Source organism: Acinetobacter sp. ANC 5045, assembly GCF_004331005.1.
In the GTDB taxonomy this organism is placed as follows: domain Bacteria; phylum Pseudomonadota; class Gammaproteobacteria; order Pseudomonadales; family Moraxellaceae; genus Acinetobacter; species Acinetobacter towneri.
This window is the reverse complement of sequence record NZ_SJNS01000003.1, coordinates 29603-52300: the sequence shown is the minus strand read 5'-3', so window position 1 is coordinate 52300 and position 22698 is coordinate 29603. Positions and strand designations below refer to the sequence as shown.

The 22698-nt window shown below is 40.5% G+C and carries 25 protein-coding genes; 13 read left to right on the top strand and 12 right to left on the bottom strand.

The window, feature by feature from the left end:
- The first annotated feature begins 3 nt into the window (after window positions 1-3).
- The 5 genes from eno to E0H79_RS04155 all read left to right on the top strand — a co-directional run bounded on the left by eno (window position 4) and on the right by E0H79_RS04155 (window position 4762).
- The gene (eno, locus tag E0H79_RS04175) at window positions 4-1293 is read left to right on the top strand and encodes a phosphopyruvate hydratase (RefSeq protein ID WP_004973347.1); all 1290 of its coding nucleotides are present in this window, start codon (window positions 4-6) and stop codon (window positions 1291-1293) included.
- Between the two features lie 13 nt (window positions 1294-1306).
- On the top strand, window positions 1307-1711 hold the full coding sequence (locus E0H79_RS04170; RefSeq protein ID WP_004973349.1) for a septum formation initiator family protein: 405 nt from the start codon (window positions 1307-1309) through the stop codon (window positions 1709-1711).
- Entirely contained in the window at window positions 1668-2399 is a 732-nt protein-coding gene (gene ispD / locus E0H79_RS04165; RefSeq protein WP_131260888.1) for a 2-C-methyl-D-erythritol 4-phosphate cytidylyltransferase, read from the top strand. Before E0H79_RS04170 ends, ispD begins: the two co-directional genes overlap by 44 nt.
- Before the next feature lie 128 nt (window positions 2400-2527).
- Entirely contained in the window at window positions 2528-3664 is a 1137-nt protein-coding gene (gene rodA / locus E0H79_RS04160) for a rod shape-determining protein RodA (protein ID WP_131260886.1), read from the top strand.
- Window positions 3665-3853: 189 nt separating this feature from the next.
- Window positions 3854-4762 carry an AEC family transporter gene (locus tag E0H79_RS04155; RefSeq protein ID WP_131260885.1) on the top strand — a complete coding sequence of 303 codons (909 nt, stop codon included), beginning with the start codon at window positions 3854-3856 and terminating at the stop codon, window positions 4760-4762.
- Between the two features lie 28 nt (window positions 4763-4790).
- Here the strand turns inward: E0H79_RS04155 and E0H79_RS04150 are convergent, their stop codons facing one another.
- The gene (locus tag E0H79_RS04150; RefSeq protein ID WP_131260884.1) at window positions 4791-5441 is read right to left on the bottom strand and encodes a hypothetical protein; all 651 of its coding nucleotides are present in this window, start codon (window positions 5439-5441) and stop codon (window positions 4791-4793) included.
- A gap of 98 nt (window positions 5442-5539) precedes the next feature.
- On the opposite strand from E0H79_RS04150, the gene ispF reads away from it, so the two are divergent.
- Window positions 5540-6028 (top strand): 2-C-methyl-D-erythritol 2,4-cyclodiphosphate synthase, encoded by a 489-nt coding sequence (ispF, locus tag E0H79_RS04145; RefSeq protein ID WP_004973369.1) that lies wholly within the window; start codon window positions 5540-5542, stop codon window positions 6026-6028.
- 34 nt (window positions 6029-6062) lie between these two features.
- Here ispF and E0H79_RS04140 read toward each other — a convergent pair whose 3' ends face one another.
- The 3 genes from E0H79_RS04140 to E0H79_RS04130 form a co-directional block, all read right to left on the bottom strand.
- Window positions 6063-6584: a protein tyrosine phosphatase family protein gene (locus tag E0H79_RS04140; RefSeq protein WP_131260883.1), complete on the bottom strand. Its 522-nt coding sequence runs from the start codon at window positions 6582-6584 to the stop codon at window positions 6063-6065.
- 61 nt (window positions 6585-6645) lie between these two features.
- Window positions 6646-7737, bottom strand: coding sequence for a 3-deoxy-7-phosphoheptulonate synthase (locus tag E0H79_RS04135; protein WP_042068745.1), 1092 nt, complete (start codon window positions 7735-7737; stop codon window positions 6646-6648).
- 170 nt (window positions 7738-7907) lie between these two features.
- Window positions 7908-8795 (bottom strand): sulfite exporter TauE/SafE family protein, encoded by an 888-nt coding sequence (locus tag E0H79_RS04130; RefSeq protein ID WP_104852074.1) that lies wholly within the window; start codon window positions 8793-8795, stop codon window positions 7908-7910.
- A gap of 226 nt (window positions 8796-9021) precedes the next feature.
- Here E0H79_RS04130 and lpxB point away from each other — a divergent pair, with 226 nt between their 5' ends.
- On the top strand, window positions 9022-10197 hold the full coding sequence (gene lpxB, locus E0H79_RS04125) for a lipid-A-disaccharide synthase (protein ID WP_131260882.1): 1176 nt from the start codon (window positions 9022-9024) through the stop codon (window positions 10195-10197).
- Between the two features lie 5 nt (window positions 10198-10202).
- On the opposite strand, the gene E0H79_RS04120 is transcribed toward lpxB, so the two are convergent.
- Window positions 10203-11156, bottom strand: a complete 954-nt coding sequence (locus E0H79_RS04120) for an AraC family transcriptional regulator (RefSeq protein WP_096900855.1) — start codon at window positions 11154-11156, stop codon at window positions 10203-10205.
- 196 nt (window positions 11157-11352) lie between these two features.
- Between E0H79_RS04120 and E0H79_RS04115 the strand changes: the two genes are divergently transcribed.
- The 3 genes from E0H79_RS04115 (at window position 11353) to E0H79_RS04105 (ending at window position 13288) form a co-directional block, all read left to right on the top strand.
- Window positions 11353-12528 carry an alkane 1-monooxygenase gene (locus E0H79_RS04115; protein ID WP_416224535.1) on the top strand — a complete coding sequence of 392 codons (1176 nt, stop codon included), beginning with the start codon at window positions 11353-11355 and terminating at the stop codon, window positions 12526-12528.
- A 176-nt stretch (window positions 12529-12704) separates the two neighbouring features.
- Window positions 12705-12953, top strand: a complete 249-nt coding sequence (locus E0H79_RS04110; RefSeq protein WP_004973383.1) for an AbrB/MazE/SpoVT family DNA-binding domain-containing protein — start codon at window positions 12705-12707, stop codon at window positions 12951-12953.
- Window positions 12953-13288 carry a type II toxin-antitoxin system PemK/MazF family toxin gene (locus E0H79_RS04105; protein ID WP_096900853.1) on the top strand — a complete coding sequence of 112 codons (336 nt, stop codon included), beginning with the start codon at window positions 12953-12955 and terminating at the stop codon, window positions 13286-13288. The genes E0H79_RS04110 and E0H79_RS04105 overlap by 1 nt, the downstream gene beginning before the upstream one ends.
- Before the next feature lie 89 nt (window positions 13289-13377).
- Here E0H79_RS04105 and E0H79_RS04100 read toward each other — a convergent pair whose 3' ends face one another.
- From E0H79_RS04100 to E0H79_RS04085, 4 genes are all read right to left on the bottom strand, one after another.
- Window positions 13378-14577, bottom strand: coding sequence for an acyl-CoA dehydrogenase family protein (locus tag E0H79_RS04100; RefSeq protein ID WP_004973386.1), 1200 nt, complete (start codon window positions 14575-14577; stop codon window positions 13378-13380).
- Window positions 14578-14628: 51 nt separating this feature from the next.
- The gene (locus tag E0H79_RS04095; protein WP_004973388.1) at window positions 14629-15939 is read right to left on the bottom strand and encodes an acyl-CoA dehydrogenase family protein; all 1311 of its coding nucleotides are present in this window, start codon (window positions 15937-15939) and stop codon (window positions 14629-14631) included.
- 269 nt (window positions 15940-16208) lie between these two features.
- Window positions 16209-17582, bottom strand: a complete 1374-nt coding sequence (locus E0H79_RS04090; protein ID WP_004973390.1) for an ABC1 kinase family protein — start codon at window positions 17580-17582, stop codon at window positions 16209-16211.
- Between the two features lie 143 nt (window positions 17583-17725).
- The gene (locus E0H79_RS04085) at window positions 17726-18031 is read right to left on the bottom strand and encodes a hypothetical protein (protein ID WP_096900850.1); all 306 of its coding nucleotides are present in this window, start codon (window positions 18029-18031) and stop codon (window positions 17726-17728) included.
- Between the two features lie 230 nt (window positions 18032-18261).
- Between E0H79_RS04085 and E0H79_RS04080 the strand changes: the two genes are divergently transcribed.
- The 3 genes from E0H79_RS04080 to aroC all read left to right on the top strand — a co-directional run bounded on the left by E0H79_RS04080 (window position 18262) and on the right by aroC (window position 20867).
- Window positions 18262-18642, top strand: coding sequence for a DUF1311 domain-containing protein (locus E0H79_RS04080; protein WP_004973395.1), 381 nt, complete (start codon window positions 18262-18264; stop codon window positions 18640-18642).
- Between the two features lie 106 nt (window positions 18643-18748).
- On the top strand, window positions 18749-19759 hold the full coding sequence (gene prmB, locus E0H79_RS04075; protein WP_004973398.1) for a 50S ribosomal protein L3 N(5)-glutamine methyltransferase: 1011 nt from the start codon (window positions 18749-18751) through the stop codon (window positions 19757-19759).
- 13 nt (window positions 19760-19772) lie between these two features.
- Window positions 19773-20867, top strand: a complete 1095-nt coding sequence (gene aroC / locus E0H79_RS04070) for a chorismate synthase (RefSeq protein ID WP_004973401.1) — start codon at window positions 19773-19775, stop codon at window positions 20865-20867.
- Between the two features lie 253 nt (window positions 20868-21120).
- Here the strand turns inward: aroC and E0H79_RS04065 are convergent, their stop codons facing one another.
- The 3 genes from E0H79_RS04065 to cydB are packed head-to-tail and all read right to left on the bottom strand — an operon-like array spanning window position 21121 to window position 22696.
- Window positions 21121-21420: a cyd operon YbgE family protein gene (locus E0H79_RS04065; protein ID WP_004973403.1), complete on the bottom strand. Its 300-nt coding sequence runs from the start codon at window positions 21418-21420 to the stop codon at window positions 21121-21123.
- 4 nt (window positions 21421-21424) lie between these two features.
- Entirely contained in the window at window positions 21425-21526 is a 102-nt protein-coding gene (gene cydX, locus E0H79_RS04060) for a cytochrome bd-I oxidase subunit CydX (RefSeq protein WP_004860610.1), read from the bottom strand.
- 24 nt (window positions 21527-21550) lie between these two features.
- Entirely contained in the window at window positions 21551-22696 is a 1146-nt protein-coding gene (gene cydB / locus E0H79_RS04055) for a cytochrome d ubiquinol oxidase subunit II (protein ID WP_131260880.1), read from the bottom strand.
- Window positions 22697-22698: the final 2 nt, after the last annotated feature.

Genomic DNA, 22698 nt, shown 5'->3' with positions numbered 1-22698 from the left:
TTCATGAGCCAAATCGTTGACATTCGTGCACGTGAAATTTTGGACTCTCGTGGTAACCCAACCATCGAAGCAGACGTAATCTTAGCATCTGGCGTAGTTGGCCGTGCATGTGCACCATCAGGTGCTTCAACTGGTTCTCGTGAAGCTCTAGAACTTCGTGATGGCGATAAAGCACGTTACTTGGGTAAAGGCGTTAAAACTGCGGTAAATAACGTCAATACTTTAATTCGTGATGCTTTACTTGGTAAGTCTGTGTTTGAACAAAAAGACATCGACAACACCATGATTGCGCTTGATGGTACTGAAAACAAAGAAAAATTAGGTGCTAACGCAACTTTAGCCGTGTCTTTGGCTGCTGCGCGCGCTGCTGCTGATGAAAAGAAAATTCCTCTTTTCCAATACATCGCAGACCTTCGTAACAACAGCATTTTAACCATGCCTGTACCAATGATGAACATCTTAAATGGTGGTTCACACGCAGACAACAACGTTGATATTCAAGAGTTCATGATTGAGCCAGTGGGCTTTACTTCATTCTCTGAAGCATTACGTGCTGGTGCAGAAATTTTCCACTCATTAAAATCTGTATTGAATCAAAAAGGTTTAAACACAGCAGTGGGTGATGAAGGTGGTTTTGCGCCAAACTTACGTTCTAACGAAGAAGCAATCACAGTTATTCTTGAAGCTATTGAGAAGACTGGCTACAAAGCGGGTTCTGACATCATGTTGGCGCTTGACTGTGCATCTTCAGAATTCTACAAAAATGGTCAGTACATTCTTGCAGGTGAAGGCAACAAAGCATTCACAAGCAACCAATTCTCTGACTATTTAGCTGGTCTTGTAAATCAATATCCAATTATCTCAATTGAAGATGGTTTAGATGAGTCTGATTGGGAAGGTTGGTCTTACCTCACTTCGATCTTAGGTGACAAGATTCAATTGGTCGGTGATGACTTGTTCGTTACTAACCCGAAAATCTTACAACGCGGTATCGATGAAAAAGTAGGTAACTCAATCCTGATCAAGTACAACCAAATTGGTACTTTGACTGAAACGCTTGATGCAATTTACCTTGCGAAAGCCAATGGTTACACAACTGTTATTTCACACCGTTCAGGTGAAACTGAAGATTCTACAATTGCGGATCTTGCAGTAGGTACAGCAGCAGGTCAAATCAAGACTGGTTCACTGTGCCGTTCTGACCGTGTAGCAAAATATAACCAATTACTTCGTATTGAAGAATTGACGAATGCTGCATATCGCGGTAAAGCTGAGTTCAAAGGTTTGAACTAAGCGAAATCAGTAGATGTCATTATTAAATGTATTTGACTCCAAAGCGAGTAAAGCATTGTTGGGCCTTGCGATCTTTTTGATCGCAGGGTTTCAATATTTACACTGGTTTGGTGAAGGTGGTTATCGTGACCATGCTGCACTGACAGAAAAAATCCAACAACAAATAGAATTAAATACAGAGCTGAAGGAGCGCAATCGTGTACTTGCAGCAGAAGTTTATGATTTAAAAAATGGGGTAGAAGCCATTGAAGAGCATGCCCGTTTAGATTTAGGCTTAATTAAGCCACATGAAACCTTTGTGCAAATGAGCACCATCAGCACACAATATAAACCAATTTATATTCAACCGAATTCCACAGTAGATTTACGCACCAATGAATCACAACAACTTGCAGCAGCAACCGCCCCGACACCCTAAACTTTGGTCGGTTATTCCCGCAGCGGGTTCTGGTAGTCGTTTTTCTAGAACTGAACTTAAACAATATCAGTATATTCAAGATCAAACAGTCTTAGCGCACAGCATCGCACGTTTAAATCACTTGCCTTTAGCGGGTTATGTTTTGGCGATTGGTCAAGCAGATGATGTAGCGCAAAACCTAAACTTGGCACAAAAAGAAAAAGCACATTTTTGCGTAGGTGGTGCAGAGCGAGTGGATTCAGTCTTAAATGCACTGCATTATTTATCTGAAATCGCCCATGCAGATGACTGGGTTTTGGTGCATGATGCAGCGCGTCCTTGTGTGACAGCTGCTTGCCTTGAACAGTTGTATCAGACTGCACTGGCAACAGATCAAAGTGCAATTTTGGCTATTCCAGTGCGTGATACTTTAAAAAAGGTAAGCCAAGGCACAAAAATTGAAACCACGGTAAGCCGTGATCAACTCTGGCAAGCGCAAACTCCGCAAATTGCAAAACTTGATGTGCTTAAAACAGCCATTGAATCTGCATTAAAACAGCAATTGACGATTACCGATGAGGCCAGTGCTTTAGAAGCAGCAGGGCAAATTGTAAATGTAGTGCAAGGTCGTTCAGATAATATTAAAATTACCTATCCTGATGATTTAGAGTTGGCGCGTTTAATTTTAGCCTCACAACAACGTGGATGATAAAAATCTAGTGTGATAAACATTGAGTTAAACTCGAATCTTTAACGATTAAGCTTTAATGATTCACTCTGTGCCGCTTTACTTCTATAATTGTCCATCCTGTCTATTTTAAATTATTTTCGAGTCGCATGAACCCATCGCAGCAGTATCGTTTTTTACGTCACTCATTACGTGATGGTAGAAGCATTAAAAATGATTCCTCACGCTGGACTAAATTACATTTAGATCCATGGTTGCTGTGTTTTCTGATTTTAAATGCGATTCTAGGTTTAATGGTGGTATATAGTGCCACCGCGCAAGATATGGGGATGGTGCTGCGTCAAGCGACCAGTTTTGGTATTGGCTTTATCGCCATGATTATTTTGGCGCAAATTCCACCTAAGGTATATCAAGCTGCCAGTCCATATTTTTATATCTTTGCAGTGATCATGCTAGCTTTGGTTCTGGTCATTGGTGAAACCCGTATGGGGGCAAAACGTTGGATCAGCTTGCCAGGTATTGGCAGTATGCAGCCCAGTGAATTTATGAAATTTGCCATGCCATTGATGATGGCATGGTACTTTTCGCGTCGTGCATTCCCGCCTAAATTTATCCACATCATTGTCGCTTTGGTGATTATGATGATTCCTTTTGTCTTGGTGGCATTGCAACCCGACTTAAACATTGGTTTGATTATTCCTGGGGTGTTTGCACTTTTTTTAAGTGGCATGTCATGGCGATTAATCTTAGGAGCTATCACCGCACTGGCTGTTGTAGCACCATTGCTTTGGATGTTCTTTTTCCAGGAATACCAAAAGAAAAGAGTCTTGACCTTGTTTGATCCTGAATCTGATGCTTTGGGGGCGGGCTGGAATATTATTCAATCCAAAATTGCCATTGGGTCAGGCGGCTTTACAGGTAAAGGTTATTTAGGGGGAACGCAATCGCATTTGGGTTATCTGCCTGAACATCATACTGACTTTATTATGTCGACTTATGCCGAAGAGTTTGGCTTTATTGGCGTATTTTTACTGTTCAGTTTGTTTGCTGCCATTATTTTACGTTGTTTGATGATTGGGATGAATTGTTTCCATAATTTCGGGCGTTTGTATGCAGGCACAGTCGGTCTTACTTTCTTTTTCTTTGTGTTTTTAAACTCTGGGATGGTGAGTGGTATTTTACCTGTAACCGGTGACCCATTACCGCTCATGAGTTATGGTGGAACGGCAGTCATTTCCATGCTGGCGAGTATGGGGATTGTGATGTCTATCCATACCCATCGCTAATGCTGAATCTATCTGGAAGATGATGTAAGTGTAAGTTGCTATCATCATCTTTATCATGTCTGCGATTTTAAAATAGCCTAAGCAAATAGGATAAACACAAAACAATCTCTATAATATCCAATAAATTTACTTTACTTATTAAGGAATAATTCAAAAACAACAACGTAGCAGTAACACACAGAGCACCCCATGACCCATTTAATTTTTATTGCACTTTTCCCTTTGATTGCCTTAATTGCAATGGGTTATCTCCTTAAGCAATCACGTATGCTGGATGAGCCATTTTGGAAGGGTGCAGAAAAGTTAAATTACTATATTTTATTTCCTAGCATGCTGTTTTTAAACCTCGCCACAGCAAATATTGAAGCGAAATCAATCACACAGATTTTGTTGGTCGTGGGGCTTGTTGTGGCTTTAGTAAGTTGTTTGTTATATGCATTGCGCGGCTATTTTAAAACCCCCGCAGTCCGTTTTGGGGTGTATATGCAAAGCATGGTACGTTTCAATACTTATATTGGTTTGGCTTTGGTCGCAGCATTGTTTCAGGTGCAGGGCATGGCGCTGTTCGCGATTATTTTGGTGTTCTGCATCCCATTGGTGAATGTGTTATCAGTGTTGGCTTTAAGCGATACTAAGGCTTTACAGGCGAAGCAAATCCTGTGGTTATTGATGAAAAATCCATTAATTTTGGGTTGTATTCTTGGTGGTCTATTTAATTTAGCAGGTCTGACCTTGTGGGAAGGTGCAGAGCATTTTATTCGTCAAATGGCCCTTTGCAGTTTGCCTTTGGGATTAATGTGTGTGGGAGCAGCATTGCAATTTAATGGCTTGCAACGCGATGTGTTTGCATTGGCATTAAACGTATTTGGGCGTTTGTTATTTATGCCAGCTTTGGCATGGCTAATTTGTCTAAGTCTAAATACTCCCGTGTTGGAGTCACAAATTTTAGTCTTGTTTTTTGCTTTACCTACTGCATCGGCAGCTTATGTACTTACACAAGTTTTAGGGGGAGATAGTCGTTTAATGGCAACAATTATTAGCCTGCAAACCGTATTTGCCGCTTTAACTTTGCCAATTGTGTTGTGGTTACTCATTTAATTTGTTTAATAAAATCTATTATTAAGGATTAATCGTATAAACGATAGATACCCGCAAAGCGTTCACAACCTTTTTGTTTGGTTTGAATTTTTAAGATCGCTTTCGAGTATTCAAAGTCGTAACTACAATCATGCTCATTGTCGATGATTTTGTTTTTTTGCTCAGGCGTTGTATAGGCTAAAAAGGCGATGCTTTGGGTTTCAAGACGGTTATTTGGATTACGATAAGCAATCCCTTCAATTTTAATGCTGTTTTTATTGAGCTGATGAATTTGTAAATGTACGGGCTGCGCAGCAAATTGACCATTTTCATATTTTAAATAATGTTGAGTCATGCTTTGATTCATAGAAGTGAAAAAATTCAGTTGATCAATTCTGAAATCAAATTGCTGAGTGTAACAATTCAAGCTTTTGCATTGCTGTAAGCGCTGTATCCACAATTGCTGGGTGTCTTCTAACAAGCGAATAGGCGCATCACTCATCAAATAAGCTGTTAAATGTTGATCACTTAATTTTTCGCGTAATTCTGAGAAATTCTCCGTGCACACCTGCGCCAACTTTTTATTGGATGTAGACGTACAATCGATCCCTTGTGCATAAGAGAAAGATGAATATAAACAGCCAAATAACAGCAGTGTACTTAAGTTTTTGATAAGATGAATCTCAGATTTCAACAGCATGATCGCTTATACTTTCACTATGTTGCGCTAGGTCTAATATAGCGAAATCGAAAGTATGAATACAAGATTTCAATGATTTATTTCTACAGGAGTTGAACATGGTTGCACAGATTCGTATTGGACAAGGATTAGATGTTCATGCCTTTGAAGCGGGAGATTTTGTGACGCTTGCAGGTGTTCAAATTCCTCATACACAAGGTTTAAAAGCACACTCAGATGGTGATGTAGTGCTGCATGCACTATGCGATGCATTATTAGGTGCTTTGGCGCTGGGGGATATTGGGCAGCATTTTCCAGATACCGATCCAAATTATAAAGGTGCAGATAGTCGGGTATTGCTTAAACAGGTTTATCAACTCATTTTAGACCGTGGCTATAAACTGAATAACGCCGATATTACTGTGGCGTGCGAACGTCCTAAACTTGCACCGCATACGCTAGAAATGCGCCAAAGTGTCGCTGATGTATTGGATGTAGAGGTCACACAAATCAGTATCAAAGCGACAACCACTGAAAAATTAGGTTTTACTGGGCGTCAGGAAGGTATTTTAGCAACAGCGATTGTATTGATTTCTCATACAAAATAATCGCGTTAGAATTTTATCTATACAATCTGCTGAATTAAGAAAGTTCAGCAGATTCTAAAGCTTGTTGTAAATCTTGCGTGGCTTTACGACCTTGTAATTGCAAAGAAACGGCGTGAATTAAGCCTGTCCAAGTTTCATTGGGTTTCCAGATATCATGTAAAAAGTCTTGAGCCGTTGCAATATCCACATCCATAAAATATTGACGATGCAAATACATTAAACTACTGACGTGGTTGTTATTGCTGCAATGTACCCACACCATTTGGCTTTCTAATAAATGATTGACCAAATCGAGCAATAATAAACATTGATCAGAGGATGGTGTTTCCCATGAAATTGGCAGTTGAATATAGTTTAGTCCAACATCCAGACAAATTTTGTCTTCATGGGGAAGGGCGTGTTCCGCATCACTTTCAGCCAAATTAATGACAGTGCCAATACCATATTCTTTAATTTGTTTTAATTCTTCAGCCGTAGGCTGACCTGAAGAAAACAAACGCTCATGAATGAACTGGAAATTTTTAATTTGGCTAAGTTGGGTTTCAATGTCATTCATGCGCGCAGAATTTCCTATGCTACAAATAGAAACGCCATCATGAAGATGGCGTTTTTAAATCTTAACGATTCACTAAAACGTCTTTTAATGCTTCATGCATTTCAAGCAATGCTTTTTCAGTGGTATCCCAGTCGATACAACCGTCAGTCACAGACTTACCATACTCTAAATCGCATAAGTTTTCAGGAATATCTTGACGACCACCTTTCAGGTGACTTTCGACCATAATCCCAACAATAGACTTATTGCCATCTAAAATTTGCTCAGTGATATTTTTTAATACCAATGGCTGTAAGAATGGGTCTTTGTTTGAGTTAGCATGGCTGGTGTCAATCATGATTTTGGTGCTGACTTTGGCTTTGTTTAATGCATTTTCAGCATCTGCAACAGAGCCTGCATCGTAGTTAGGCTTGCCATTACCACCACGTAAAACCACGTGTGCATACGGGTTACCGCTAGTACGAATTACTGAAACCTGACCTTGATCATTAAGACCCAAGAAGCTGTGACCGTGTTTTACCGACTGCATGGCATTGGTAGCAACTGTTAAGCCGCCATCTGTACCATTTTTAAAGCCGACTGGAGAAGAAAGACCAGATGACATTTCACGGTGCGTTTGGCTTTCTGTAGTGCGTGCACCAATTGCAGACCAAGAAATTAAATCTTGATAATACTGCGGAGAGTTTGGATCAAGTGCTTCAGTCGCACATGGCAAACCTTTTTCATTTAACTCAAGTAAAAGTTTACGACCAAGACGCAAGCCTTTTTCAATGTTAAAAGAGTCATTCATGTCTGGATCGTTAATTAAGCCTTTCCAGCCCACTGTAGTACGTGGTTTTTCAAAATAAACACGCATCACAATATAAAGAGAATCTTTTACTTTTTCGCTTAATACTTTTAAACGATCTGCATATTCATGTGCAGCAGCAGGGTCATGAATAGAACATGGACCAATCACCACAAATAGACGCTTGTCTTTACCATCTAAAATATTGCGGATTGTTTCACGACCACGAAGAACGGTTTGATAAGCATTTTCAGTCAAAGGTAACTCAGTTTTTAATTCTGCAGGAGTCACGAGTGGCTGAATACTTTCAATATTCACGTCATCGATGTCTGATTGTGTAAGAGGATTAGACTGTAAAGTATTCATTGCCGTCACTGGTTTGATCATACAAAAGATTGTTTAATAGTCTGAATATAACATGAATTTCACTGTATTTTGTTATAAAAAGATGAATACTTCTTTAAAAAATAAGTGATGAATCGGGTAGATAAATTAAACGGTCTGTTTTAGCAAAATCCTGTCAGATAAAGCATTCATTATTGGCTGGCTTGTGCCTCAGAAACTGCTGTTGCAGTTTCTGGTGTGCTGATAGGTTTTGATTTCACAGGATTGACCATAAAGTTAATCCCGATAATAAATAAGGTAATACCTAAAACTTTACGAATCACTTTTTCAGGTAAACGTGAACTGACTAAAGTTCCCACCACAATTGCAGGAATCGAGCCAACCAACAACCAAACCAATAGGTGAAAGTCGACATTGCCTGAACTCATGTGACCTAAGCCTGCAACTAGGGTAAGTAAGACGGCATGCACGACATCTGAACCGATAATACGAATCATCGGTAGATTCGGGAACATCAGCACCAATGCCATGATGCCAAAAGCACCTGCACCCACTGAAGAAAGTGTGACAAATACACCCAGTACAACTCCCATAATTACAATGAGGGCACGCTTATCAGCAGCCTGTAGTTTGACCTTTTCAAGGTCTTGGGTCATATCGGGCAATTCTTGTTTACGGTATTTATTAAAAAACGTTTCAATTTGACTGCGAAACACAATTGAGATGCCAGTTAAGGTCAACATAAAGCCCAGTACCACGGTCAGTACCATTTTGTAATGGGTAGATTGGCTTAAATAATTCTCTAAAACCCAGTGGGTCGCAAATGAAGCAGGGATACTGCCCACCGCAAGCCAAATGACAATGGGCCATACAATATTCATTTTTTTGGCATGAACCAATGAACCGCAGAACTTTGAAATAGCGGCATAAAGTAGGTCTGTTCCAATTGCGATATGCGGTTCAATTTTAAACAAGCTGATCAGAATGGGAGTCATCAGTGAACCGCCACCTACGCCAGTCACACCCACGCAGAAGCCGACCAATACACCTGCCAAAATAAACTCTAAAGGACCAACCATGAAGATATGCCGAAGTCAAAAATCGTGAATATATTATGACTTTTGGCAATAAGCTGTTGTCTTGATTAATGATTTACTTATTCTTAAAACAGATATAGTCAATGTGGAAAATCAGTGCAAAAGATCGCAGATTCAAGCCACGGCTTACTTTCTGTTTCTTACAAAATACAGTGGCTATGCTAAAATGCGAAAATTCATATCCATTAAAATTTAGAGGACAAAACGCTTGCAAAATCGGAAACTTAAAATAGGTATCGTTGTGGGAGAAGTATCGGGTGATACTTTAGGGGCACAACTCATGCGACGTTTTCGTGAGCAAGGCATTGATGCAGAGTTTGAAGGCATTGGTGGCCCGCAAATGATTGCGGAAGGTTTTAAAAGTTATTATCCGATGGATATTCTATCGGTAATGGGCATTGTTGAAGTACTGAAAGATTTGAAAAAACTCTTTGCAGTTCGGGATGGTTTGGTCGAAAAGTGGAGCCAACATCCTGTTGATGTCTTTGTTGGGGTTGATGCACCCGATTTTAATTTACGTCTTGCCAAAAGTTTAAAACAGAAAAACTTGCCAATTAAAACCGTGCAATATGTTAGTCCTTCGGTATGGGCATGGCGACAAGGTCGAGTGCATGGCATTAAAGCCAGTATAGATTTGGTGCTGTGTTTATTTCCGTTTGAAAAAGCCTTTTTTAAAAAATGGGATGTGCCTGCAGCCTTTGTCGGACATCCTTTGGCGAGTCAATTGCCGTTGGAAAATCCAATTGCTGCAGCAAAGCTCGAATTGGGTTTAGACCAACAGCAACAATATATTGCACTCTTGCCCGGTAGCCGACGTGGTGAAATTGAGCGTTTAGGGCCGTTAGTTTTAGATGCGGCTTATATTTTGACGCAAAAATATCCGCAGTTTAAGTTTCTAATTCCTGCAATTAATGATGCACGTAAACAACAAGTTGAAGCGTTATTACAGTCTTATCCGAGTGCATTACAAGACAAAGTGCAATTGATAGAAAATCGTGGCACAGAATCTAAAATTGGACGTCAGGTGATGAATGCGTCCGATATAATTGCACTAGCTTCAGGCACGGCGACGCTAGAAGCAATGCTATTACATCGTCCAATGGTTACGTTTTATAAGCTGAATCGGATCACGTATTGGATTGCGAAACTGTTGGTGAAAATTCCTTATTATTCATTGCCAAATATTATTGCAGGTAAAAAGGTGATTCAGGAGTTAATTCAGGAGGATGCAACACCTGAGCGTTTAGCAGTAGAAATTGAAAAGTTAATTGATATCGAAACAGCACAAATTCAGGTGATGCAGCATATCACTATGCATAAGCAATTATTGTCCGATAACAGCGAAGACCCTGCACAAGCAATTTTGGCGATTTTAGATCGTTAAACTGTTCATTTCGTGATTGCATTGTTGTTTTGAAACTGCTGCCGATACTGGCTAGGTGTTAGCTCGAATTGCTTTTTAAAAGTTTGGCTAAAGGCGGTTTCGGAAGAATAACCGACACGATGGGCAATTTGTTGAATCGACAATTGTCCTTGCTGTAAATAATGCGATGCCAAGCGTAGCCGATGTTGTTGTAAGTATGCCAAAGGCGGCTCACCAATCACCTGATTAAACAAATTGGCAAATTTAGAACGTGACATGCAACATTGTTCTGCCAAACTTTCTACCGTCCATGCTTTTTCGGGTTGACCATGAATAGCTGCGAGCGCATTGGAAAGTTCAGGATGTGCCAAAGCGCCGAGCCAGTTATTTGAGTCATCAAGCTGAAAAATATAATCACGCACACATTCAATCAGTAAAATACTGACCAAGTGATCTAATATTTTATCCCGTCCCGGTCGGATTTGATGACTTTCCACCGCTAAAAATTGCAAGCCAATTTGTAACCACTCGGGCGCTGTGCTGCACATGATATGCGGAATATGCAGATATTCGGGTAGGGCACTTAAAAGCGGTTTTGCCATGGTGGTGTCCATGTGGCATTGAATCACCAAAATAAATGCGTCTTCAGCTTGTGTGTGATTTATCGTGCCAAAATTTATTGACTGCTGTGACTGAATTTGAAATAAATCCGAAATATCAAAGTGTTCTGTCCAGTGAGTGTCTGCAGTTGCACTTGCGTAATGACTGCAACCCGATGGAATCAGGACAATATCACCTGCATCAATGTGAAGGTGTGTCTGTGCAGATAAATGGATATGCAGCGAGCCTTGTAGTACTACATAAGCCAGCATTGCCCCTTGGTCACGATATTGAAATGACCAATCTCCTTGAGGATTTAAATAGATATATTCTGATTGGTGCAGATGTATATCATCAAAAATTTTACTTAAAGCATCCATATTTTAAGCATAAATCATTATAAAAAATAAACCTGTGATTTCAGGACAATATAGCGCATTTTTGCGCCAAAGACTTTTGCATAGCTTTTTTGGACGTCTGCAACTGTTCATTCTCGTGTCTTTCCTCAAATATATAGGTAGAACAGCGTAGAAGGAAGAAAATAAGATGAACGCACCACTTCATTTGCTTAAAGAGATGGAACAGGATGTTTCTTATAAAAGCGCGGCTCAACTCGATAAAAAGCGTTATTTATGGTTGATCAGCCCATTTTTACCTGTATTGGGGATGGGGATTTTGGCGGGTTATCAATTCGCTCCGAAGCCTGCGAAAAAAGTTTTTGCTCTAGGTGGCCCTTTATTATTGCATGTGATTATTCCAACAATTGATACTTTAATTGGTCAAGATGCCAATAACCCAAGCAATGAAGATGTGAAACGACTTGAGGAAGATCGGTATTATTCGCGTTTGGTGAAAAGTTTTATTCCTTTGCAATATGCCGCCAATATTTATGCAGCTTATTTGGTTGGACGGCCACAAACCTCGTTAGTCGATAAAATTTTTCTGGGTATTTCCATGGGGATGGTGAATGGTATTGCTGTCAATACTGCGCATGAACTCAGCCATAAATCTTCAAAAATAGATCACTTACTGTCACATTTGGCTTTAGCACCAACAGGATATAACCATTTTCGGGTTGAGCATCCGTATGGGCATCATAAACGTGCTGCGACACCTGAAGACCCTGCATCTTCACGTATGGGAGAAACATTTTATGAGTTTTGGCCCCGCACGGTAAAAGGTTCGTTTAAGTCTGCACTGCAAATTGAAACTCAGCGTTTAAAACGTAAAGGCAAAAGTTTTTGGTCGAAAGACAATGAATTATTACAAGGCTGGGGCATGAGTGCGGCATTTCATGCTGCATTGTTGGCGCGTTTTGGTACTGGGATCATTCCGTATTTGGCGACACAGGCTTTTTATGGCATTAGCCTGTTTGAAATAATTAATTATATAGAACATTATGGCTTGCTTAGACAAAAAGATGCGCATGGCAAATATGAGCGCACTATGCCTGAACACAGCTGGAATAATAACAATATTGTGACCAATTTGTTTTTGTATCAATTACAACGTCATTCCGATCATCATGCTTATCCAACCCGACCATTTCAGGCTTTGCGACATTTTGATGAAGCGCCTGAATTACCAAGCGGTTATGCCAGCATGTTGCTGCCTGCCATGATTCCACCTTTGTGGTTTAAAATTATGGATAAACGTGTATTTGAACATTATCAAGGCAATTTAAACAAAGCCAATATTCAGCCTAAACGCCGTGCACGAATTTTTAAGAAATTTGGTGTGGTGGATAATTGATTGAATTATTAAGATTATTTTTTAATATTCATTTTGATATTTCTTTTGTATATATCTTTCAAAGGAAAGATTGAGATGTATACCAGATGTCTATTTTCACTCATCTTACTATGAATTGACTTCATCTCATTTTGGCGCATAATAAAGTTATATATTTATATAATATTGAGGTGGGTATGATTCATACAAACTTGAGAAAAGTAGGTGGTTCGGTCATGCTTGCCGTACCGCCTACATTATTAAAAAGTTTAGGTTTAGATGCGGGAAAGGAAGTTTCTCTGAGCATTGTGAATGGTAAGTTAGTGGTCGAACCTAAAGCGAAGCCATCTTATAAATTGGCTGACTTGCTGCAAGAGCATCAAGCTTTAGCATTAGAGCAAGATGCGTGGCATGATGTAAAAGCAGTTGGGCGAGAAGAAATCTAATGAATCAAGGCGATATTTATTTGATTTCATTAGATCCAACACTTGGACATGAACAACAAGGTAAGCGACCTGTATTTGTTATTTCACCTAAGTCATTTAATCTTATTACTAAAATGCCGATTGTTTTGCCTATTACTTCTGGTGGAAACTTTGCACGAAATATGGGTTTCGCTGTAGAGCTTATTGGTGGGAAAACTACAGGTATTGTGCGTTGTGATCAATCTAGAGCTTTAGATTTTGAAGCTAGACACGCGCGGTTTTTAGAATCCTCGCACGCAGATGTTTTGGATGAGGTTTTAGCAAGATATATCGCAATTTTTTCACCTGAAGATTAATTTATATCGAAAAAGACAGAAATTTATAGCAATATTTCTATGAAAATCTGTCTTTTATCTTACTTTACTATATGCCTTAAATCATAAAATCACTTGAGCTCACTCGAACTTTTACCTAATTCACGACGGGCAATAATCAATAGCTGAATCTGTTGCGTACCTTCAAAAATATCTAAAATTTTCGAATCACGTGCCCATTTTTCCAATAACTCATCTTCGTTATAACCCACCGATGCAGCTAACTCGACACACCTGAGCGTGATTTCATTACACACGCGACCAGCTTTGGCTTTGGAAATAGAAGCTTCGCGTGAGTTAGGCTGTTTATTGTCTGCCATCCATGCTGCTTTGAGCATCAATAAACGTGCGGCTTCCCATTCTGCTTCCATCCGATAAGTCTGTGCTGCGATATGTGAACACTGTAAATAGGGCGTGGCATAATTTGCATCTAATTGGTCTTTAAAAATTTCCTTAATCCGCTCTAAAGCGGCTTTGGCACAACCAACGGCCATAGCTGCCACCAAAGGGCGAGTGTTATCAAAGGTTTCCATCACACCTGCAAACCCTTTGGCAACATCAATTTCTGTATTGCCTAAAAGGTTGCTCGCAGGAACACGGCAATTTTCAAATCGAATTGTTGCTGTGTCCGAGGCTTTAATCCCTAATTTATGTTCTAAGCGTTCCACGGTCATGCCAGGTGTGCCCTTAGTCACAACAAAGGATTTGATCGCAGCACGTCCCAGTTTTTTGTCTAAGGTTGCCCACACAACAACGGCATCGGCGCGGTCACCAGAGGTCACAAAAATCTTTTCACCATTTAAAATATATTCATTGTCTACTTTGGTGGCAGTGGTACGAATAGCCGCAGAGTCAGAACCACAGTTGGGTTCGGTAATTGCCATGGCTGCCCAAACACCATTAAAGCGTTGTAATTGTTCTTCATTGGCCACCGCAGCAATCGCAGAATTACCTAAACCTTGGCGTGGCATACTGAGTAATAAACCTGTATCGCCATAACACATTTCGACAATACTCAGTGCGGTAGACATATTTACGCCATTTTTGTTACCTGTAGATGTGTCACCACGTTTGTTGACTGCTGCACCTGCATTCATGCCATCGCCCGCTTGGTTCATACCATCAACTAAGGCGGCAAGCATGTCTAATTCTTTCGGGTAGGCGTGTTCGGCTTTATCATATTTCCTTGAAATGGGACGTAATACATTTAAAGCAACTTCATGTGCCTGATCGACCAACATTTTGAATTTTTTTGGATTTTGTAAATTCATGGATGTATTCCTTATTTTTCTAGCTGGCTATCGTTTATTGATGGTGTGAGATTAGGCATGCAAGCCTGAATGCATAATTGCAGTTGCACGTAAATCACGATACCAACGCTCTACAGGATGTTCTTTGGTAAAGCCATGACCACCTAAAATTTGCACGCCATTGGTGGCAATTTGCATAGATTTTTCTGCACAGAGCAGACGTGCTAAATATGCTTCTCGATGAAAGTTTTTACCCGATTCGGCAAGACTCGCTGCATTCAGCAACAGCATGCGCATGGCTTCAATTTCAATGGCCATATCTGCAATCATAAAAGCCACACTTTGACGATGTGAAATTGGTTCGCCAAATGCAGTGCGCTCATTGGCATAGCGAATACAATAACTTTTCACTGCTTCACAGCAACCAACTGCCATGGCGCACCACATGAGATTGCCTAAATCTAAAAATGCGCTGTAATCGAAATCATCTGTGCCTAAACGCTCCGCAGGGGTTTGATTAAACTTTAAAGTCGCCGTTTCGCAGGCTTTTAAGCCCATTGCAGGCGCTGCTTTAAATTGAATAGAAGCATCACGTTGCACAATGAACACATCGGCTTGACCATTTAGCTCTGCACTAACCAAAAATAAATCTGCTGTTTCGGCCAAAATCACCAGCGTTTTTTCACCTGTAATTAGGTACTGTCCATTTTGCAAAGTCGCTTTGGTTTTTAGCTGATACGGATTAAACGCAGCAGTATTTTCCTGAATCGCAAAAGTGGCTTGAAGTGGCGTTGGATGGTTCGCGTCTGTTTCGGAAAACGCAGATAAATACTGATTTTGAACCTGTTCTGAACCCCAGCGAGTTATGGCATTCATTACGCCAAATGTGGAAAGTAATCCTGCGGTTAAGCCAAAGTCGCCACGTGCCAATTGTTCGGCAATTAAAATATGGCTGACAATATTTTGTTCAGTGGCAACACCGCCTAAAGCTTCGGGCAGAGCATAGGTGTTCAAACCTAAATCTGTGCTGTATTGCCATAATACTTGTGGGAATTTCGCATCATGATCTGCCTGATGTGCCAATGGATAGATCACTTCTGTAGCAAATTGCTGCATGGCATCGACCAGCATTTGCTGTTCTTCACTCAATGACAAATCAAATAAATCTTTGGATTGACGTGTCAGTCGTTGTTGCGGTAATTTTTGTGTGCTTTTAAAATTTTTTTGAGTGGTTTCAAAGGTTTTAAAACCTGCTTTGGCTGAGTGATATAGAGATTGTTCAACCCATTTGCGTAATTTGAATTGATCGAGCAGATCACTCGATGCCATTTTAGTGAGTAGCGCTAAGCCGAATCCTTGGGCTTTGTTTATCATTTGACTCATGATTGTGTTGTCCTACACAGAGAATGCTTGTTTTTTATGCTGACATGCAGACTATAAAAAAACTATGTCATTGCTGACATGCAGAATTGTCAAAGATAAACGGTAAAAATTTTCTTATAACTGGACTAATATGTGGATTTTTATAGATTATTAATTTTATAGAAATCTACGCTTTTAAAATAAATTGACCTAAATGACAATTGCATCGAGTGGGCAACAATCATTTAGGTCTATATAACAGCTTTGATCAAAGAAATAAAAGTTGGGACTTAAATAAACTTTTGAATCATTTTGCGGACATTGGTTTTCGCATCAATCACGGTCATAAAGGTGTAGGCACCAATAAATTTACGGCTAATAAACATAAATTCTTTAGGCGGCACACTAAAGTAACGCGAAGCCATCGATTTAGATGCTTGTTGCATGACACGGCTATGCAGCTGACTTTTTTTCCAGTCATAGCGCGATTGTTCATCCATCACGCCTGCAGGTAAATCGCGGTTATTGTCTAAGTGACTAAAGGCTTCGGTTGCCAATAGAAACACTTTTGCCATGTCAGGTTTAATGCTTTCAGGGATGCTGTCAAAAAACTCATAACCCGTCATGGCATTCACCATCATTTGTGGGTCGTGGTAATAACCCGCCTTGATCAAATTACGCGCCACAGTCAGCAAGTGTTGATCAAATTGACGAATAGCACCAAAGTCGAGCAGTACAATTTTATCGTGAATATCTTCACCATTACCTAAGCGAACTAAGTAGTTGCCAAAGTTCGGGTCAGTCTGCATTTCGCCCCATTCAAATACTTCACGCACAGCAATTTCTAAAGAGGCTTCGCCTAATTGGTTACGGCGTTCTTGAGGTAATGAGAGCATGACAGGGCTGTTAATCGGTACGCCACGTTCAAAGGTCATACACAGCACTTGGTCGCTACAGTATTCATCCACAATTTGCGGCACAATGTAGCGCGGATCATCTTTTAAACGGGCAGCAAAACGACGTGTCGTTTCCGCTTCAATTTGATAGTTGACTTCACGATGCATCATTTCACGCACTTCATCAAACCACTGATCAAATTCACGGGTTTGCGGCACCATGCGTGTCAATTTGAGCATATTTCTAAATAGGCTCATGTCTGAGTCAATCGCATCTGCTACGCCTGGATATTGGATTTTTAATACCAACTCCAAACCATCCGACTTGCGGGTCGCGCGGTGAACTTGAGCCAAAGAGGCTGTACCTAATGGCTCATGATCAATGGTGAGATCATCAAGTTTGGCACCTAACTGTGCCTGTAATTGCTGTTTAATTGCAGGCCATGCCAATGCGACAGTCTGGTTATTCAGCGTGTTGAGTGCTTGCGTAATTTCTTCAGGTAAAAAATGTTCGCCGTACAGCGCCATCATTTGCCCAATCTTCACGATAGAGCCTTTGAGTTTGCCAATTTCAGCCACCAAGTAATCGGCTTGTTCTTTCATGGCTTTTTTTCGTTTACGTTCTTTTTCTTCTTCGCTTGAAAACATAGAGGTGGCATTCGAGGCTGCCCATCGTGTTCCTGCAAGTAAAGATGCCTTTGCGATGGATAAGCGTCGATCCATAGAGGAAGTCTTGAGTTGTTTAAGCTTATCGTTCTGATCTGACATTAAAATCAATCCTTAAATCAGCAATACGCAGGAAAATTAGATTGTAACGGATATTAGCGCGTCTTAACGTATTAAAAAAGTTCAACTTGCTGAACGACGAGTTTCCTCGTGAAAAAAGTATGAAAAACGGCTTAAAAGTACTTTTACATCCGATATTGCACTTTGGTTTCGGCTTTTTTCATCAATTGCGCTTTGTTGTCTTGGATAAATTTGAGAATCATCAATTTTACAGAATCGTGTAAAAAACCATGCGCATATCCCTTAACAATAATCACGCTGGGCAAACTAAAAAATAGATATTTGGCATCATCTAATGACGCATTTTCAAAAATGCCGTTTTCAATCAAAATTTGCTGAAAAAATTGTTTTTCAATCAAGACTGCTTCGGAGTGGTTGTCGTTCCAATAGCTTTGGCGCATGGCCATCAAATTATTGTGTTTGTAGCTCATAAGGCTGAAAGTTTCATCTATAAAATGAGTAATTCAATTATTGGGATATTGTCACATTTTTCAATGATTGTTGTGCATTTATCATAGACTGAATCATAAAAAGCAGGGGATTGACTATATGCTTTTTAACCTGAATCTTGTAGCATCAATGCAGCAATTTGGGTTTTGTAAAATTATAAAATATTGAAAATTTACCGCGCTTTAAAAACAGACTGCGCTCAGGGGAAAATATGAAAGTTTGGATATTTACACTATTGGGGATGCTGACTTTGGGTACAGCTCAAGTTTGGGCGAATGGCGTTTCACAAGGCTATACGCAATGTATGAACAATAGTTATGGCAAAATTTCCCAATCGCAAAAATGTATTAAAACTGAGCAAAAAGCACAAACCAAACGACTCAAAAAACACTATAAAGCCTATGTAAAACGCAGCGCAGGCAATGCCAGTAATATTCAACAACAGCATCAACTTTGGGAAAACCGTGTAAAACAACGCTGTTATTTATCGACTCAAAGCGATTTTGCCGCATTACAACGTGCACAATGTGTTTTGCTGCAAACAGCAGAGCGCGCTGATTATTATCAAGGTCAGTTTGTGGGAATCAAATAAGTAAAACCATAGTAAATAAATTACTTGGAAACTGCTTAAACATTATAAAACCGAGCAAAACAAGGTATCATAAGGCGTTTTAAAATTTGACCTTGGAGCGCCTTAAGTGGATCGACCGACAATTAGCCCTGAACATTTGCAGGAAGCTGCTGAAAACCTATCAACCATTCGTGATTTTATTCGCTTTGGGGTTACAGCACTACGTCAATACGATGCACATTTAGGTCAAGGTACAGAAGATTATTTTGCAGAAAGTTCTGCATTGGTGTTACAAACTTTGTCTTTAGACTGGAATGCAGACGCTGAAATTTTAGATGCAAAATTATTGCCGAGCGAAGCAGCTGAATTTTTAAGCTTGCTCGAACGTCGTATCAATGAAAAAGTACCAACTTCTTACTTATTAAACTTGGCATATTTCTTCGGAAAACCATTTTATGTCGATGAGCGTGTTCTAATTCCACGTTCACCTATTGCCGAGCTAATTGAAAATCGTTTTGCGCCATATTGCCTAGATGAAGAAGGTCAAATGCGCGAAGCAGATAACAATTTACCAGCCAATGCTGCGCCTAAAACCCCACAACGTATTTTGGATATGTGCACGGGTTCAGGTTGTATTGCGATTGCTTTGGCTTATGCTTTTCCAGATGCTGAAGTCGATGCAACTGACATTTCAAAAGATGCTTTGGAAGTCGCACAAATTAACTGTGAACATCACAACAAACAATACCAAGTGGCGTTGCTTGAGTCTGATTTATTCGCCAAAATCCCAGCCGAAAATCAGTATGATTTAATCGTATCTAACCCGCCGTATGTTGATGCGGAAGATATGGCAGATTTACCTGAAGAATTCCATCATGAGCCAGAATTGGCATTGGCAGCAGGGCAAGACGGCTTAGATTTAGTCCGTAAAATGTTGGCGCAGGCGGCAGATTACTTAACTGAAGATGGTCTGATTGTGATTGAAGTAGGTAATTCTGAATGGGCGATGAAACAGAATTTCAACACGGTTGATTTGCACTGGTTAAAATTCCAAAAAGGTGGTTCAGGTATTTTTGCATTGACTGCAGCACAATGCCGTCAATATCGCGATTTATTTATTCAATCTGTTCAAGCATAAGGAGTCGTTGGACGTGGCAGGTAATAGTATAGGGCAACTTTTCCGTGTAACGACTTGTGGTGAATCTCATGGCGTAGGTCTGATGGCGATTGTCGATGGCGTGCCACCGGGGATTGAACTGTCTGCAGAAGATTTACAAAAAGATTTGGATCGCCGTAAACCGGGTACGTCTAAGTTTGCGACACAGCGTAAAGAACCCGATGAAGTTGAAATTATTTCAGGTGTCTTTGAAGGTAAAACCACTGGAACTTCAATTGGTTTACTGATTCGTAATACTGACCAAAAATCGAAAGACTACGGTAATATTGCACAGACTTTCCGCCCTGGGCATGCAGATTATACCTATACGCAAAAGTATGGTTTCCGCGATTATCGTGGTGGTGGACGTTCAAGCGCACGTGAAACAGCAATGCGCGTTGCAGCAGGTGCAATTGCAAAAAAATACCTGTTCGAAAAATTTGGAATTGTGATTCGTGGTCACGTCACTCAAATTGGTACAGAAAAAGCTGAAAAGCTAGATTGGAACGAAGTACCAAACAATCCATTTTTCTGTGGCGATGCCGATGCTGTACCACGTTTTGAAGCATTGGTAACGTCATTGCGTGAACAGGGTACAAGCTGTGGTGCAAAACTGGAAATTGTGGCTGAAAAAGTGCCTGTGGGTTGGGGCGAACCTGTTTTTGATCGTTTAGATGCCGATATTGCCCATGCCATGATGTCTATCAATGCTGTGAAAGGCGTTGAAATTGGAGATGGTTTTGCAGTGGCAGCGCAGTTTGGGCATGAAACCCGTGATGAACTGACCACTGACGGCTTTTTGGCGAACCATGCAGGCGGTATTTTAGGCGGTATTTCTAGTGGTCAAGATATTCGTGTTGCGATTGCTTTAAAACCAACAGCCAGTATTACCACGCCAGGCAAAACCATTAATTTAAACCGTGAAGATACAGACGTACTGACCAAAGGACGCCATGATCCTTGCGTAGGTGTGCGTGCAACGCCAATTGCAGAAGCTATGCTTGCGATTGTGTTGATGGATCATTTCATGCGTCATCGTGCGCAAAATGCCGATGTGGTTGCACCGTTTGCACCCATTGAGCCAAAATAACAATATGCTTTAAGCAAGACGTATTGTCATCGATAGTTATAAAAATATTGTTGAGAAAGAAGCCAAACCACAGCGTTTGGCTTTTTAATACCTGAATTTTGAGATTAGTTCATCTTTTAGATTGTAAGTTTCAAAATTTTATACGCTGTTTTATATGGTGAAGATGCAGAGGAATGATCTGCGGCTCCTAAATATTAAGCCAATAAAAAAGAGCGCATATTGCGCTCTTTTCAAGGAATTTATTTACACCTCATTAAAGAAACCAAGTGTAATAACCCCAAATCATCAATGGCCAAGCCACAAATGGGCTAAATAACCATTTCCAAAACCAAAAGCGTGGAATAAAACCAACACCGTGTACAAAGCCACCTGAAATACCAATCATAATAAACATCATGGCACGGTGGCTATATTCACCGTTGGCATCCAGCATTGCTGCTGGATGAAGAAGCAGTACAGCTGCGAGTGGGAATGCCAATAAACATGAAATAACCATCGCAATCTTGTTCGGTTTTTGAACTGTTGTTTCAGCGTTCACTGCAGTGTCTGTCATCTAATTATTCCTCGTCAAGGTCTTGATGAGATTCAATATACAGGGCACTCAAGACACCTGCAAAGCATGCCATCAGAATACCGAGAATCCATGCAAAGTACCACATAATTTATTCTCCTTAGACACAGCCTTAGTAAAGGCTGTGTGAATTCTCTTTAATGTGCTTGTTGGTGATAACGCCCCACATTTTGTAGTAACACCAAGTGGTGTATAGCAAAATAATTGGTACGAAGATACATGCCGCAATAGTCATTACAGTTAATGTGTTTTTACTTGATACCGCATCCCACATGGTCAAGCTTGCAACTGGGTTGAGGCTTGATGGCATTAAGAATGGGAACAATGCAAAACCTGCAGTTAAAATCGCACCGATCACCGCTAAAGATGAACCTGTGAAACTTAAACCAGCTTTGTTTTTACCTGCTGCAAGAATAATCAAAATACCGCCCAAGATGCCCATAATTGGTGCAATCATGGTAATAGGGTACGCTGAGTAGTTATTCATCCAGCCTGGGTTTGCATTGGTTAAAACTTCTTTAGCCAATGGGTTTGCTACGCCATTCGTGTCGTATGGAGTTACTAGGGTATAACCTTCGATACCACCGAAGTATAACCATGCGCCTGCACCTAAGAAACACACAAGGAACACAATACCCATGATTTGCGTTGCTTTTGCAGAGCGTGCACGTAAGTCACCATCGGTACGCAGCATTAACCATGCACCACCATGCGCACAAAGCATAGACAAGCTGACTAAACCACAAACTAAAGCAAATGGGTTTAATAATGCAAAGAAGCTGCCTGTATATGTTGAACGTACAGTTTCGTCTAGGGTAAATGGTACGCCAAGGAACATATTACCAAACGCAACACCGAATACTAATGCAGGAACTGCACCACCTACAGCCAAACCCCAGTCCCAAGATGTACGCCATTTGGTGTTTTCAAGTTTTGAACGGTAGTCAAAACCAACTGGGCGCAGGAATAGGGCAAACAGAACTAAGAGCAGTGCCCAATACATGCCTGAGAATGCTGTTGCATATACCATTGGCCAAGCAGCAAATAACGCACCACCCGCTGTAATGAACCAAACTTGGTTACCATCCCAGTGCGGTGCAATCGTGTTGATCGCAGCACGACGTTCTTCGTCAGTTTTACCTACAAATGGCATGATCGCCATTGAGCCCATGTCGAAGCCATCGGTGAGGGCAAAGCCAATGAGTAATACACCCACTAACACCCACCAAATGATTTTGAGTAATTCATATTCGATCATGC